Origin of the sequence: Halomonas sp. AOP43-D1-4, from assembly GCF_052446175.1 — a bacterium.
Taxonomy (GTDB): Bacteria; Pseudomonadota; Gammaproteobacteria; order Pseudomonadales; family Halomonadaceae; genus Vreelandella; species Vreelandella citrativorans.
The window spans coordinates 1-15,393 of record NZ_JBQSVY010000006.1 but is presented as its reverse complement, the minus strand read 5'-3'; the positions used below and the strand labels follow the sequence as shown (position 1 = coordinate 15,393).

Annotated in this window: 12 protein-coding genes; 6 read left to right on the top strand and 6 right to left on the bottom strand. The window is 52.2% G+C overall.

Translation table 11 applies throughout. From position 1 onward, the window contains the following. Positions 1-62: 62 nt before the first annotated feature. The 6 genes from ACT3RQ_RS07745 to ACT3RQ_RS07720 form a co-directional block, all read right to left on the bottom strand. Positions 63-1,262: an MFS transporter gene (locus ACT3RQ_RS07745; protein ID WP_087107331.1), complete on the bottom strand. Its 1,200-nt coding sequence runs from the start codon at positions 1,260-1,262 to the stop codon at positions 63-65. A 9-nt stretch (positions 1,263-1,271) separates the two neighbouring features. Beyond that, positions 1,272-1,775 (bottom strand): hypothetical protein, encoded by a 504-nt coding sequence (locus ACT3RQ_RS07740; RefSeq protein ID WP_192528294.1) that lies wholly within the window; start codon positions 1,773-1,775, stop codon positions 1,272-1,274. 78 nt (positions 1,776-1,853) lie between these two features. Beyond that, positions 1,854-3,107 (bottom strand): DEAD/DEAH box helicase, encoded by a 1,254-nt coding sequence (locus ACT3RQ_RS07735; protein ID WP_444680267.1) that lies wholly within the window; start codon positions 3,105-3,107, stop codon positions 1,854-1,856. Between the two features lie 322 nt (positions 3,108-3,429). After that, positions 3,430-4,020 carry a PqiC family protein gene (locus ACT3RQ_RS07730; RefSeq protein ID WP_444680266.1) on the bottom strand — a complete coding sequence of 197 codons (591 nt, stop codon included), beginning with the start codon at positions 4,018-4,020 and terminating at the stop codon, positions 3,430-3,432. 13 nt (positions 4,021-4,033) lie between these two features. Next, the gene (gene pqiB, locus ACT3RQ_RS07725; protein WP_192528291.1) at positions 4,034-5,707 is read right to left on the bottom strand and encodes an intermembrane transport protein PqiB; all 1,674 of its coding nucleotides are present in this window, start codon (positions 5,705-5,707) and stop codon (positions 4,034-4,036) included. Then, positions 5,707-7,011, bottom strand: a complete 1,305-nt coding sequence (locus tag ACT3RQ_RS07720) for a PqiA/YebS family transporter subunit (protein ID WP_444680265.1) — start codon at positions 7,009-7,011, stop codon at positions 5,707-5,709. Before ACT3RQ_RS07720 ends, pqiB begins: the two co-directional genes overlap by 1 nt. Positions 7,012-7,233: 222 nt before the next feature. On the opposite strand from ACT3RQ_RS07720, the gene ACT3RQ_RS07715 reads away from it, so the two are divergent. From ACT3RQ_RS07715 to ACT3RQ_RS07690, 6 genes are all read left to right on the top strand, one after another. Further along, positions 7,234-8,208 (top strand): calcium/sodium antiporter, encoded by a 975-nt coding sequence (locus ACT3RQ_RS07715; RefSeq protein WP_444680264.1) that lies wholly within the window; start codon positions 7,234-7,236, stop codon positions 8,206-8,208. A gap of 201 nt (positions 8,209-8,409) precedes the next feature. Continuing rightward, the gene (locus tag ACT3RQ_RS07710; protein ID WP_444680263.1) at positions 8,410-9,825 is read left to right on the top strand and encodes a cytochrome ubiquinol oxidase subunit I; all 1,416 of its coding nucleotides are present in this window, start codon (positions 8,410-8,412) and stop codon (positions 9,823-9,825) included. 2 nt (positions 9,826-9,827) lie between these two features. After that, complete coding sequence (cydB, locus tag ACT3RQ_RS07705) at positions 9,828-10,829, top strand: cytochrome d ubiquinol oxidase subunit II (RefSeq protein WP_444631627.1); 1,002 nt, start codon at positions 9,828-9,830, stop codon at positions 10,827-10,829. 15 nt (positions 10,830-10,844) lie between these two features. After that, a complete protein-coding gene (gene cydD, locus ACT3RQ_RS07700; RefSeq protein WP_444680262.1) occupies positions 10,845-12,509 on the top strand; it encodes a thiol reductant ABC exporter subunit CydD in 1,665 nt (554 codons plus the stop codon). After that, positions 12,499-14,226: a thiol reductant ABC exporter subunit CydC gene (cydC, locus tag ACT3RQ_RS07695; protein ID WP_444680261.1), complete on the top strand. Its 1,728-nt coding sequence runs from the start codon at positions 12,499-12,501 to the stop codon at positions 14,224-14,226. The genes cydD and cydC overlap by 11 nt, the downstream gene beginning before the upstream one ends. Positions 14,227-14,255: 29 nt before the next feature. After that, positions 14,256-15,254, top strand: a complete 999-nt coding sequence (locus ACT3RQ_RS07690) for an adenosine deaminase (RefSeq protein WP_444680260.1) — start codon at positions 14,256-14,258, stop codon at positions 15,252-15,254. Positions 15,255-15,393 lie beyond the last annotated feature (139 nt).

The following is a 15,393-nucleotide window of genomic DNA, read 5'->3' as shown; positions in this document are numbered from 1 at the left end:
GATTTCCTGGCGTAAATATTTGAAGGCCAAGCACTAGAACTCCTGTTTGATTCCAGTGCAGGTTAGTAGCGGTGAACCTGAAGCTTGCCGCTTTGATCGTCCAGCTGGCGCGTGCGGCCAGCCAACAGGGCGAATCCACAGCAAACACCAACCAACAAGATCAAAAGCCAGGCAATCTGGTCAGCATGAACGCCGGATTGGAGCAGCAAGCCGACACTAAAAGGCCCAATAGCGGCAATGGTATATCCTCCGCCTTGTACCAAACCGGAAAGTTGTCCTGCAAGGCGTGATGTCGCCGTTCTTAATACCAGCAGGCTAAGGGCCAGACTAAAACTGCCGCCTTGGCCAAGGCCTAACAAGATGGCGCCAGGCCATTTCCAGGCTAAGGGCGCTATAAGTAGCAGCCAAAGCCCTAGGGCCGTACTAAACAGTACGAGCAAGAGCGCCGGACGCTGGTCTGACCCCATGCGGGCAAGCCAGGGCGCCCCCAGTGCTGAAACGAGTTGACACATGATCGAAATAGCCATTGTCCAACCCGCGCTGGCCTCATCATAGCCACGATCGACAAGCAGCGTTGGCAGCCACCCAAAAACGATATATGCCATGGATGATTGAATGCCCATGAACAGCATGACTTGCCACGTGAGCGGTTTGCGTAAAAGTTTAAGAAGCCCCGAAGATGGCGGCTGAGGCATACCATGAGAGATAGTCGAGGGCATTTGGCATTGCCAGAGAATAAGAGCAAACAGCGCCAGTAACGACCAGCTCATCAAACTTGCCTGCCAACTGCCCAGCCACTCTGTCAGCGGCACGCTAAGTCCCGCCCCCAACGCACCACCCAGACAGAGCGCCATCGTGTAGAGGCCAGTCAAAAGATCAGCACTTTCGGGTAGCTCGCGTTTCACCAGTGCGGGCAGTAAAGTGCCGCTAATGCCTATGGCGGCGCCCGCCATTGCTGAGCCTATAAATAGGACGCCGGGCAACGGTAAACCGCGCAGAATCAAACCTGCAGCCAACAGTAATAGCGCAGCACTAAGCGCCCGCTCGCTGCCTAGCCGTTTTGCTAAAAGCGGCGCAATAGGAGCAGCCAAACCTAAAAACAGCACGGGGAGTGTTGTCAGTACGCCCGCAGCCGCGGGTGAAAGCCCGGCAGCTTCCTGAAGACGCGTAAGCAAGGGGGCCACTGAGGAGAGGGCGGGGCGTAAATTTAGCCCCACCACAACCATCAGTAAAATAAAGGTAACGGAACGTCGAGATAACATCAGTGCAGCCTACTTAAGATAAGGGCGTAAATCGCCGCGGACTGCATCCAGTAGCGTAATGAAGTGATAATCCTGTGGTGTTTCCATGGAGTCCACACGGACGCTAGTGCGCATACCTTGATTGATATCCAGCTTATCGAAAATCTCAAGTGTCACTTTCAGAGCAGGTTTATCACCTGGTGCCAGAATGCCATCTTCCAAGGTAAAGGTTTCGATTAGCGTGGCGCGCACGCGGGTGCTGTTTTCTTCGCTGAGTACACGGCGAATAAACAGCCAGCCTTCGCAAGGTAGCGCTACATTATCGTCACGCTCGCGTAGGAACAGCGTCCGGTAGCAAGCGCCTTCGTTAGCGGCTTTCTCCGCCATGCTGCGATAGGCTTGTATGACTTGCTTTGAAGAGGCGCGTGCATCTTCCAAGCGTTGCGCGATTCCCTGGTGTTCACGACTAAGCTGTTCTTGGCGCTGAAAACTGAGCCACTGCCGATATTCATTAATAAGTTGAGAAGATGACATGATCGCTCCCTGATAATGTAGTAGCCAACGTAGTGGAATATGCGAGGGCATAACCTTCGCATATTCCTTGTTAGCAGGCTAGCGGCGTGCGCGCCGACGGCGTTCGCCACTGGCATTTCCATTATCGCTAGTCGGTTTGCGCCGTGCTTGAGGTTGGCGCTGGCGGCGACCATTCTCAATGGGCTCTGGTTTGATAGTGGGGTCTGGCTCAAAACCCGGTTCTATATGTTTGGGTAGGTTTTGCTTGATCAGCCGCTCGATATTGCCCAGCAAACCATGCTCGTCCACACACACCAGTGACACCGCTTCACCATTGCTACCCGCTCGGCCTGTCCGGCCAATGCGGTGTACGTAGTCTTCCGCCACATTGGGTAGGTCGAAATTAACCACGTGGGGAAGCTCGCTAATATCCAGTCCACGTGCGGCGATATCCGTCGCGACTAATACTTGTAAGTCACCGCTTTTAAAAGCCCCCAGCGCGCGGGTGCGAGCACCCTGGCTTTTGTTGCCATGAATAGCCATGGCAGGGATATCCTGTTTTGAAAGCTGTTCGGCAAGTCGGTTGGCGCCGTGTTTGGTACGGGTGAAAACCAACACTTGGAACCAGCCGTGGCGCTGAATCAAATGTGCCAACAGCTCGCGCTTTTTTTCGCGGTCTACGCGATAAACCGCCTGAAGAATTTTCTCGGCGGTTGTGTTGCGTGGAGCCACTTCAATAAGGGCGGGGTTATTGAGCAATTGCTGCGCCAGCGTCTGAATTTCATTCGAAAACGTGGCGGAAAATAGCAGGTTTTGGCGCTGTTTGGGCACCAAGCGTAGCACACGTTTAATATCGTGAATAAAGCCCATATCCAACATACGGTCGGCTTCATCAAGCACTAGAATTTCGACGGCTGAAAGATCAACGTGGCCCTGCTGCTGAAGGTCCAGCAGGCGGCCAGGGGTGGCAATCAGTACGTCCAGGCCTGCTTTAAGTGCATCGACCTGAGGCTGTTGGCCTACACCACCAAAAATAGTGTGCGAGCGTAAAGAGAGATGCTTCCCATAGGTGGATACACTTTCACCTACCTGAGCAGCAAGCTCCCGAGTAGGCGTCAATACCAGCGCACGCACCTGGCGTTTGCCTGGCCGTTTTCCACCGGAAAGACGCTGTAGCATGGGTAGGGTAAAGCCGGCCGTTTTACCCGTGCCCGTTTGGGCGCTTGCGAGCAAGTCGCGACCTTCTAATACGACAGGAATAGCCTTTAATTGGATCGGAGTAGGCTGGGTGTAGCCTTGCGCCGTAACGGCGTGTAATAAATCTTCTTGCAGACCAAGTTCAGAAAAGCTCATGCGTTCTCCGCAGCTACCTAACAAGGCAACAGCTGCTTAAAAGCGTTGTTGCTAGGCGTAATTTTTCAAAAGACGAGAATGGTTATCCTCGCGACAGCAAAGCTTGCCAAGCCGCGATGATCGTTGATTAGCCACGTATGACCATAACGAAAAAAAGTGGTCAGTATGGAAGAGACGGGCAATTGACTGTGGGTGTTACGCTATCGCAACACTCAAAATATACCCGTCAGTGTAACATGAAGATTACCGCAGACGGGCATACTTGTGGTGATTGGTTGGCGGGCTCTCAAGCGCTTTGGTTATTTCATCCCGCTTAAACCGGCTAATGGAAATAGTTACCCTGACGTATCTGATCGGCAATTTGTCTCGCAACATCCTCCCAACTAGCGCTTAGGGCACGTACCAGGGCGGGGTAGCCGTCCTCATCCAGTATTGTTTGTGCAGAAAAACTCTTCATGGCCAACAGTTCATCACTTGGGCTGCGTAGCTGCCACTGCCCGGCCACCACCGCTAAACCATCGTAGCGGCCTTGAAATTGATCAACATCAAGCCGCAGGGTGAGCGCTTCAGGTTGGCTGCTGTCATCACGGACTACGCGAATAAGCGGTAGCTCTTGCGACAACTGTGTCCGTAAGCTGCGTGCAAGCTGTCGGTCGATGCTTTCAGCCCATTGGTGCTCTCGCGCCTGGTTCAACGTAATGTCATCCAGTTGCATGACGATGCCATCGACGTCGAGATAGTGAGCAAGGCGTGGCGAGCGCAGCTGTAGCGTGCCTTGGGGGCTACTTGGTGTATTGGCCAGCCCGTTACTGGGTAGCATGTAACGCGCCGGGGGCGTCACACTACTTGCGCAAGCAGACAGTATGAGCGATAGGGACATTAGCAATAAGGATTTTAAAACGAGTATACGCATAATAGTCCCCTGTTTAGCGCGGTGCACGCGGTATAGGATCTTGAGTATCCAGATTATCAAACAGCAGCGCCCGCGGATTATCGTTCAGTGTGCGGGTTAGTGGTTGAAGATCGCGCATTAATCGATCCAGGCGCTCGATAGCCGACGTCAGATCCTGGTAAGCCGGCGAGGAAGGCGACACGCCCTGAAGCGTGCTTTGAAGCTCATTAAGCGTAGCATTGAGGTTGCCGCCTACTGCACGAGTTTCAGGGTCGCTTAAAAGCTGATTGAGCGACTCGCTGACACCACGGACTTCATTAAGCATGCTTTCAGAGGCTTGTAAGCTACTGTCCAGGCCCGCCAGTAAGGGCTCCACTTCAAGCGCGTTCAGCTTGTCGAGTAGATCGGTAATTTGGGATTGGATTTGGGAAAAACCACCCGACACCGTGGGGAAAACCGTGCGGCCAGAGAAGGTCGACGCGATGTAGTCCTCTTCGGTGTCTCGCTGAAAGTTTAGGTCCACAAATAAAGCGCCGGTTAGCAGGTTACCGTTTTTAAGCGACGCACGAAGGCCAAGCGTAAACATGCGGTTAAAGCGTTCTTCCCACACTTCCAAATCAATATCCGAATTCTCGATGCCAAGCCGCTGGGGCTCAAGGCGAATGAGTACGGGGATGGCGAAGCTTGCGCGTGAGCTCGGTTGTGGTGATGTAAAGTTCCAAGGGACAGCGGCCACGGTGCCTATGCGAACACCTCGGAACTCGACGGGCGCACCGCGTGAAAGGCCGCGAACGGTGTCATCGACTAACAGAACGTATTCAAGGTACTGATTGAAGGTACCTTCGCGGGCATCATCCTCATCCCCGTACAGATTAAAGCTGGCGCCCGCTTCTACAGGACGTCCCATTGGCAAGTCTTCGGGCACCCCAAACGTGACGCCTCCTCCTAACAGGGTTTCAAGTGATTCAACGTTGACGCGAAAGCCGTTTGAATCAAGGCGTAGGTCAATGCCGCTTGAAGACCAGAAGCGGGTGCTGTCGGTCACCAGTAGCGCATAGGGCTCTTCGATAAATACCTGGTGATGCATGGTGCGTGATTCAGGGTCGAAGCTTGCTTCTTCAACGCGGCCCACCGTATAGCCCTGGTAGGAAACCGGGTCGCCGACACGCAACGAATTGCCGAGTTGACTAACGAGATTGATATTGAGACCGGCCATTCCGGCAGTGGCGACGGGGGGGACGTCGCTTACCGGAAAGTCACGCCGCTGTTCTTCAGAGCTTCCTGGCTCAAGCTGTATATAAGCGCCAGAGAGTACGGTGCCCAGGCCGCTAATCCCTTCACGCCCGATACGAGGCTTTACCACCCAAAAGAGGCTATCTTCACGCAACAAGGTTTCCGCCTGAGGCTGAATGCGTGCTGTAATCACAGCGCTGCCTAGGTCTTCAGAGAGCTGGACACTTTGCACGAGGCCGATTTCAACGTTGCGGCTGCGGATTGAGGTATTTCCCGCTTCGATACCTTCGGCGTTGTTCATGGTTAATGTGATAAGTGTGCCGCGGCTGGTGTAATTATCGTACACCAGCCATAACCCAATAATGATAGCTACAAAAGGCACAATCCAAATAGGGGAGATACGTGATTGCGGCGAAGGCCTGGCTTTGTTCATGTCAGGCTCTTGCTTGTTAGCTATGGGGGTGTCGTTACCCATTAATGGCTCCCAGAGTGGCTATTATTTGATGTGGACGCTGCCTTGGTAGGAGCATCCCATATTAAGCGGGGGTCAAACGTCATAGCGGCTAGCATTGTCAATACCACGACCGAGCCAAACGCTAGCGCGGCAGGACCTGGTGTGATCGACATAAGTGAGCCAGCGCGTATCAAGGCAACCAGAATAGCCACTACAAAAACATCAACCATCGACCATCGTCCGATAAATTCGGTAATGCGATAAAGCCGTGTGCGGCTTATGGTATTGGGTTGGCTGTTGCCTCGAACGACAGTACATAGCCATGAAAGCGCCAGCAGTTTACCGACAGGCACAATAATACTGGCAACGAAAATAACGGTGGCGACTGGCCATGAGCCCATCTGAATCAGTTCAACGACCCCTCCTATGATGGTGGAAGAGCCGCTATGCCCCAGGCTCGTCGTGGTCATAATAGGGTAAACATTCGCAGGGATATACATGATAGTCGCTGCGCCTAGCAGTGCCCAGGTGCGTTGTAAGCTATAGGGTAGTCGGGAGTGAAGTTTCTCATGACATCGAATGCAGCGAGATTTATGTCCTGGGGTGAGTGAATTGACAAGCCCACAGGTTGGACATCCTGTTAGGCGCTGGCTAGCGGCGGTTGCTCCTGTTTGGGTGCCCTCTGGCGCCAAGGGTTCTCCTTCGAGGGAAAACCACATCCAGTCGGCATCAATGGACTGGATGGTCATTAATAAAAGTACCGCAAAGATGCAAAAACCCCAGAAGGAGATGCCCAGCTCAATTTGCGCCATACCGGCTATTTTAATCAGGCTTACCAGCGCTCCTATAATAAAGACATCCGCCATCATCCAGGGCGTCAAGTGGGCAAGTGAGCGGGCTATGTCGCGACTATAGGCGAGTGGCTTGCCGTGTAAAAGCCCCAGCTGCAGCCAAATAACGCTAAGCAGATAAAGGGTTGGCAGCACAGCGATGGTCATGATGACGATAATGGCCACGACCGGTTGGTGAAAGGCAATTAACGTGGTGGCCGTTTGTGACAGCTCTATGCGATTGCCGACGCCACTAACGCTGAAGCTTACAAACGGAAACGAAATAGCCACGATTAATGCAATTAATGCCGCAATGGCAAGTGCCATACTGCGCTGAGCGGGGTAGCGGTGGCGTTTTACGAGTACATGTGAGCAGCGCGGGCAGCTGGCCTTTTCGCCCGAGCGTAAGGGGGGCAGCGCGGATACCCAGTCGCACTCATGGCAGGCGCGTAAACGTCGACGCTGAACGCGAGACTCAGGTGGCTGCCGATCCACTAGAGGCGCATTAACGGAAAGTGAGGAACGCTTTAATAAACGGAAGTGGGGCAAAGGGGACACTCTCACTGCGAATGCGAAGTAAACCGAATGAACACCGGGCCTTTTTTATATCAAACCCAAATAGATCCATGCTGGCATAACCCGATGCTTGACCCGACTGAAGGATTAGTCAAGGATGCAGCCGCGATAGTGCCTAATATTCTGCCATAAGGAAATAACATGTTGCTTCCACTTGTAGCTGTAGCGATGGGACTGGTGTTGCTCATCTGGAGTGCTGAGAAATTTATTGATGGCGCAGCTGCAACGTCACGTTGGCTCGGTCTTTCGCCTTTATTGATTGGTATGTTGGTCATTGGATTCGGTACCTCAGCCCCTGAGATGATGGTGTCAGTATTGGCAGCCTTGCAGGGGAATCCCGGGCTTGCAGTAGGGAATGCCTATGGTTCCAATATTGCCAATATTGGTTTGGTATTGGGTTTTGTTGCACTCATTGCACCGTTAGCTGTGCACTCCAGCGTCATCCGCAAAGAGATGCCGATTTTAATTCTGGTCACACTGATCACTGGGGTTATGCTCTGGGATGGTTGGGTGTCTCGCTGGGAAGCGGCCCTTTTATTGGTGGCCCTCGTCATATTTATCGGCGTAAGCATCTTTCGTTCAAAAAAGCAAAAGGACGACGCGCTGGTTGAGGAAGTCGCTGAGACGCTGGACAGTAATCCCATGTCGCGTGGTAAAGCGATTATGTGGACGTTGGTTGGGTTGGTGTTTTTGGTTGCAAGCTCGCGTATGTTGGTTTGGGGAGCGGTAGAAATTGCGCAACGTTTTGGCGTGAGCGACTTGATTATCGGGCTAACCGTCGTAGCCGTTGGTACCTCACTGCCCGAGCTTGCTTCTTCGATTAGCGCACTGCGCCGTAAAGAGCACGATATGGTGCTGGGTAACGTTGTTGGTTCTAACTTGTTTAATAGCCTTGCTGTAGTGGGGCTTGCGGGGGTTATTGCACCTATTGATGCTGGGCGGGAAGTGCTGGTGCGTGATTGGAGCATTATGACCTGCATGACCCTGCTAATGGTTCTCTTCGCATTTTCCTGGAAAGGACGTCCGCGTCGAATTAATCGCCTCGAAGGCGCTGTTCTTTTTACGCTTTTTATTGCGTATACCGGATATATGATAAGCGTTGTCGTATTATCTTAATGAATAATTGGCATTATTTGATGTGCGTCAATGCGACACGCTTTGCGAAAGATAGACCGGTGTATAGTGAGATGTAAGCCAGTAATATGGCAATATAAATAAAAACAGGCTAGATGCTTATAATTAAAGGCTGAATCTTTAAGTTTCAGCTAAGCTTGCGTTAACAAAAACTGGGGTATTAATTCAGGTTAGGAGCGTGCAATGGAACTCGATCCCTTAATGCTGTCGCGAATACAATTCGCGTTTGTTATCTGTTTTCACACGATCTTTCCGGTTTTCACCATTGGGTTGGCCTCTTATATTGCGCTTTTACAAGCACTTTTTTTTAAGACGCAAAATCCTGCATGGGACCGTTTAGCCCTGTTCTGGACGAAAGTATTTGCCGTGGTTTTTGGCATGGGGGTGGTGTCGGGAATCGTGATGTCGTTTCAGTTCGGTACGAACTGGAGTAATTTCTCTCTGGCGACCTCCAATTTTATAGGTCCCTTGCTCAGTTATGAAGTCGTGACAGCCTTCTTCCTTGAAGCTGCCTTCCTTGGCATATTGCTGTTTGGCCGTGGAAAAGTGCCACAGGGTATCCATTTGATGGCGGCTGCCTTGGTGGCGCTGGGCACCTTTATTTCAGCGTTCTGGATCCTCGCGGCAAACAGTTGGATGCATACACCGGCAGGCGTTGAGTTGATCGACAATCGTTTTCATGTGATTTCCTGGTTTGACGCGATTTTCAATCCCTCCTTCCCTCATCGCTTTGCACACATGGCCCTGGCTTCTTTTATCACCGGCGGGTTTGTCGTGGCAGGTGTTAGCGCCTGGTTTTTGTTGCGTGGAAGAGATCCAGAGGCTAACCGTCGAGCGCTTTCCATGTGCTTATGGTTGCTGCTTTTCCTGACGCCTCTTCAGGCGTATGTGGGCGACTCCCACGGGTTGAATACGCTCAAATATCAGCCAACGAAGGTCGCAGCAATGGAGGGGAACTGGGAAACATCTACCAGCGTGCCATTGCTCTTGTTTGCGCTACCGGACCAGGAGGCGCAGAGAAACCTTTATGAGATTGGCATTCCTAACGTGGCCAGTCTCATACTTACCCATTCGCTGCATGGTGAAGTTCCAGGGCTTACGGCCGTGCCACCTGAAGACCAGCCTCCTGTTGCCATCGTCTTTTGGGCGTTTAGGGTGATGGTTGGCATTGCCTTAATAATGATTGCTGTCTCCTTTGTAGGCTTATTCTTGCGGCGCAATCAACGTATTTATGAGAGTCAGCTGTTTTTGAAAACATTGGTCGGCATGATTTCTTTACCCTTCATTGCGGTTCTGGCTGGCTGGATAGTGACCGAAGTAGGTCGGTCCCCTTGGCTGGTATACAACATCATGTCTCATGCAGAGGGTGTGACACCTTCGCTAACAGGCTGGATGGCGCTGTTTACGCTTATTGGGTATGTGCTGGTATATGCGGTGGTTTTTTATGCTGGTATTTACTATCTAACCCGGGTGGTTCGCAACGGCATGTTGCCTGAGCAAGAACAGGCGTCTGTTAATAGGGATGCTGACCGTCCCAAGCGGCCACTCTCTGCCGCCCACACCCCTTTTGATGATGACATTGATCCGGCGAGGAGCTAACCATGGAAATGTTTGATCTGTCGATTATTTGGGCTGGCATTATCGGGTTCGGCGTCATCATGTATGTACTGATGGATGGCTTTGATCTTGGCTTGGGAATTCTATTTCCCTTTGCCCCTGATGAAGAAGCTCGTGATGTCATGATGAACTCTGTGGCACCGGTCTGGGACGGTAACGAGACTTGGCTGGTTTTGGGAGGGGCTGGCTTGTTAGCGGCTTTTCCCTTGGTTTACTCGATTTTCTTACCGGCACTCTATATCGGTGTTTTCTTGATGCTGGCAGGGTTGATTTTTCGTGGCATTTCGTTTGAATTCCGCTTTAAGTCGCGCCGTAACCGCCGCTGGTGGAATCGCTCCTTTGCCTGGGGTTCGGCGGTCGCTGCGTTCGCTCAAGGCGCTGTGGTTGGTGCATATATTCAGGGCTTTCAAACCGAAGACTTTGTTTATACCGGGGGCGCCTTTGATTGGTTAACGCCGTTTACGGTGTTAACAGGCTTGGGGCTTATGGCAGGTTATGCGCTTTTGGGCTCAACCTGGCTGATTCTGAAATCGGAAGGCCACGTACAGGATTGGGCGTATAAAATCACGCCTATGCTGTTGGCAATGGTGCTGGTGGTCTTCGCCATTGTTAGTATCTGGACGCCGTTCGTGAACCCGGTTGTTTGGGATCGCTGGTTTGGTCATCTGCACTTGATCTGGATTTTCCCAGCGCTAGCGCTCTTCTTCGCCTTTCTTGTATACCGCTCGGTAAAGCAGCGCCGTGAGAGCTATCCCTTTCTTGCGACTATCGGTATTTATGTATTTACCTATCTGGGCTTGATCGTGAGCCAATGGCCGATGATAGTGCCGCCTAACTACACCTTGTGGGATGCGGCGTCAGCACCTGAGTCACAGCTTTTCTTGTTGATTGGTGTGCTCTTTGTTATCCCCTTTATCCTGATGTATACCGCATGGACGTATTGGGTATTTCGCGGCAAGGTGCGTGTAGGTGAAGGTTATCATTAAGCCAGAGGCAATCAGATGACGGAGCAGTCGCTAACCGCGCGCTCCTGGTTAAAAATGCTGGCAACCTTAGAGCGGCGAAGATTAAATCTCGCCGCTTTTCTTGGCATTTTAGCTGGGGTTCAAACGGTTATTATTGTAGTGGGATTGGCCTGGTTAGTAGAGCAGTTGGTTATTGATCAGCAAGCGCCTTATCCGTTTTTAAACGTATTAATAGGGCTGGCGCTGTGCGTGCTTGGGCGCGGAGTATGCCTGTGGGGGCAAGAGGTAATAAGCCTGGAGGCTAGCCTGCGTATCCGCCAGTACGCCCGACGCCAACTGCTGGATAAATGCTGGACATTGGGTCCTGTGTGGTTGGCTTATCATCAAAGCGGCGCCTTGGCGACGCAGGCGGTAGAAAACATAGAGGCACTGGATGGCTATTTTTCGCGCTTCTATACGCAGCTAAGAATTACTTCTCTCTTACCGCTACTGATTCTATTGGTGGTGCTACGACTGGATTATGTCGTCGCTCTCTTCTTGTTGCTTTCTGCGCCCATTATCCCGCTATTCATGGCGCTAGTAGGTATGGGAGCTGAGCGTATAAATCGGGATCAGTTTGCAGCGGTTGCACGGCTCTCTGCCCACTTTCTTGACCGTGTTCGTGGAATGTCGACGCTTCAGCTATTTGGTCGCACGGCGAGTGCTCATCAGGACGTTTGGTGGGCAACAGATGATTACCGTCGTTTAAGTATGCGAACGTTGCGCTTGGCTTTTTTATCGTCTGCAGTGCTCGAGTTTTTCGCGTCGGTCGCCATTGCCGTAGTAGCGATATACGTAGGGTTTGGCTTACTGGGATATATTGAATACGGGCCTGCACCTTCTTTAACGCTCTTTACGGGCTTAGCCGTATTGCTGCTCGCTCCTGAGTTTTTCCAGCCGTTACGCACCTTGTCACAGCACTACCATGATCGTGCTACTGCTTTAGGTGCCGCAGAAAGCCTGGTAACGGTGCTGAATGAGTCGAGCATACAACGAAGTACGTTTGATGAGCCTGCAACTGATGACGATATTGCAGTGCTTCAAAATGTCAGCGTTGACTATCCGATCCGCGGTCGGGTGTTAGGGCCAATGGATCTGACGATCAAAAAAGGCAGTGTCATTGCGATTAGTGGTCCATCCGGGAGCGGGAAGTCGACACTGTTGGCGTTATTGGCCGGTTTTTTGACGCCATCAAGCGGCACGCTTCAGTTGGCTCAGCCGCGTTACGCGTGGCTGGATCAGCAGCCGGGCCTGTTACATGGCACTTTGGCGGATAACTTGCGGCTGGCAAACCCTGATGCCGATGCTTCCGCAATGCTTTCAGCGCTTCACCAGGCTGGTCTGGAGGAGCTTCTAAACCAATTGCCTGATGGTTTGGATACCATGATAGGAGAGCGCGGAGTAGGGTTGTCGGGTGGTCAGGCCCAGCGGCTGGCGTTGGCGCGCATTTATTTAAGTGATGCTGATTTAATCCTGCTCGATGAGCCTACAGCAAGCCAGGATGCTGAAACCGAAGCCTCTGTGATTAGTGCATTGTTAGCATGGGCTGCACAGGGGCGTACGGTGATTATGGCAACGCATCACCCGGCTGCAATTAAGGCGGCTCAGCTCCACTTTTATATGCAGGACGGCCGTTTAAAGGAGGTGCGTGATGCAACCTAATGCGTCCTCACAAAAAAGTGAGCTGTCCCAAGCGCGCCAGGCATTGTCGCCCTGGGTGGCGTTAATGATGAAGCGTCGAAGGCGGTTCGCGATCGGCGCGCTCCTTATTTGCTTAACGCTTGCTGCGGGGCTTTCACTGCTGGGCCTTTCTGGGTGGTTTATTACCGCATGTGCATTAGCGGGCATCGCTTTTTTGCTTGGCTTACCTGTTCAGTTGGATGTGTACGTACCTGGCGGAGGAATACGCTTCTTTGCGCTATTACGTACTGTCGCCCGCTATATAGAACGTCTCTATAATCACGATACGGTGCTTCGCCTCTTGGCTGATTTACGCTACCGCGTGTTTGGCCAGCTTATGCGATTGGATGAGGCGGCGTTGCAGCGCGAGCGTGTCAGTGACTGGCTGGGACGTTTAACCGCTGATATAGATGCTCTCGATAATCTTTATCTTCGTTTGCTGATGCCACCCCTGGTTAGCTTGGTAGTTATTGTGGGGTTAACCCTCTTTATTGCTATTTGGTTGCCTGCGTTAGCGCTGTGGGTCGGCGTGGTTCTGCTGGTTCTGTGGGCGAGTGTTACCTATGGCATGGCGCGCTTGGGGTATGCGCACAGTCATCGCCAAGTGGCTGACCAGGAAGGGTTACGGCGGTTGGTCGTTGATCAGTTGCAGGCCTCAGCTGAGTTAATTGCCTATCGCAGCGCTGCGTGGCACCGTCAGCATGTGGAGGCGCACGAAGATGCAGCGCTTGATAATCAACGGCGCCTTGGCCGAAGCGTTGCTATGGGTGATAGCCTCATTAGCGTTATTACCGGGTTGCTGCTGTTAAGCGTTGTATGGCTGGGTGGCGTGCAGGTGGCGAGTGGGGTAATAACCGGGCCTATTCTGGTGATGTTGCTGCTGGTGATTCTAAGTGTGAATGAGGTTTTTGTACCGCTTCCGGGTGCTTTCGCACGCTTGGGGGGCAGTGCCGCTGCAGCAGAGCGTTTAAATGCACTTGGGCCCGAGTGCCAGCAGAGTCAACACCAGTCATTTTCCGGCCAACAGCTTGACCTTGAGTTGCGGAAAATCACGCATTGTTATCCTTCTAGCCTGATGCCAGCGCTCGATAGTGTTTCATTTCATTTGGCAGCGGGGGAGTGGGCTATCATTACCGGGCGCTCAGGTGCGGGTAAAAGTACCCTGGCGGCGCTTTTGACGGGGCGGCTTGCTCCTTCTAAAGGTGTGGTTAATGTAGGAGGCTGCGTGCCTACTGCTGTGCCAGAGCAGGAGCGTTCGCAACACATTGCTTTGTTAACCCAGCAGGTAGACCTTTTCGATGCGTCATTGGAAGAAAATCTACGCTTGGGGAATCCTGATGCTGATGATGAAGCGCTTTGGGATGTGCTGAAAGCAGTAGCGCTCGATGGGTGGGCTCAATCTCTTCCAGGCCAGTTGCAAACACCCGTAGGTGAGCGAGGGCAGCAACTGTCTGGTGGGCAGGCGCGGCGGGTGGCGCTGGCTCGGCTGTTGCTCATGGACCCTTCGGTGGTTATTTTAGACGAGCCTTTTGCGGCGATTGATCATGATACGGCCGTAATAGTAGCTAACACGCTTTCTCGCTGGTTAGTCGGGCGCACCACCATCTTCTTTGTTCACCATGAAGTGGGTAGCTTGCTAACGCGACAGATAACCCATCACTGGCACTTAAGTGCCGGGAAGCTCAGCTCAGGTAAGTAACCGCTTGAGTTGGGCGTTAAGGAAAAATGATGCAGGATTTTTTACGTAACCTCCCTAAAGTCGAGCTTCACTTGCATATTGAAGGCTCGCTGGAACCGGAGCTTATGTTTGCTCTGGCAGAGCGAAACAGTATCGAATTACCTTATTCCTCCGTCGAGGAGGCCAAGGCAGCCTATCAGTTTAAAGATCTACAGGGTTTCTTGAACCTCTATTTCCAGGGCATGAGCGTTCTTCGTCATGAGCAGGATTTTTATGACTTGGCGATGGATTATTTCAAGCGCGCTAGTAGTGAGGGTGTCGTCCATATCGATATACATTTTGATCCTCAGGCACATCTACAGCGCGGCGTTTCTCTGGACGTGGTCATGTCCGGATTACTGCGTGCCAAGCAAGAGGCAGAGCAGTCTCTGGATTTAAGTGTCGGAATGATCATGGCCTTTTTGCGTGACCGGCCTGCCGAAGAGGCACTTCAAGTGCTGGAGCAGGCAGCACCTTACTGGAGTGAGCTTGACGCCATTGGTCTGGATAGTGCTGAGCGCGACCATCCACCCTCAAAATTTGTTGCCGTTTTTAAACGCGCCCAAGATTTGGGGCTGGCTCGGGTGGCTCATGCAGGAGAGGAGGGGCCGGCCTCCTATATCATTGAGGCATTGGATTTGCTTGATGTGTGCCGCATTGATCACGGTATCCGCTGTCTGGAGAGTGACGAAGCGGTGGAGCGCCTATATCAAAAGCAAACCGTGCTGACCGTATGCCCCTTATCCAACGTAAGTTTAAATGTGGTTGATAGCTTAACCGATCATCCTCTGCCGGCCCTTCTTGATAAAGGGCTTAATGTGACGATTAGCTCGGATGATCCGGCTTACTTTGGTGGTGGTCTATTGGCTAATCACATCGCTTGTGCTCAATCATTCGGCTGGGATGAAGAGGCTTTCCTGACTCTTAACCGTAATGCCATAAAGGAAGCCTTTACAACGGAATCCAGGCGCCAAGAGCTGCTGGCCCGTCTTGATGTGGTCGAGTATTAGGCTGACTAGCGTATAAGGGCTATTGACTTAGCTTCTTGTATCAATGCGTTAGTGCTTTAAAGTAATTGCAAAAAGTTGTTGACCCATCAGGAAAAGTGGGTAGAATACGCCCCACATCGAACGGGCAGCGCCCTTCGGT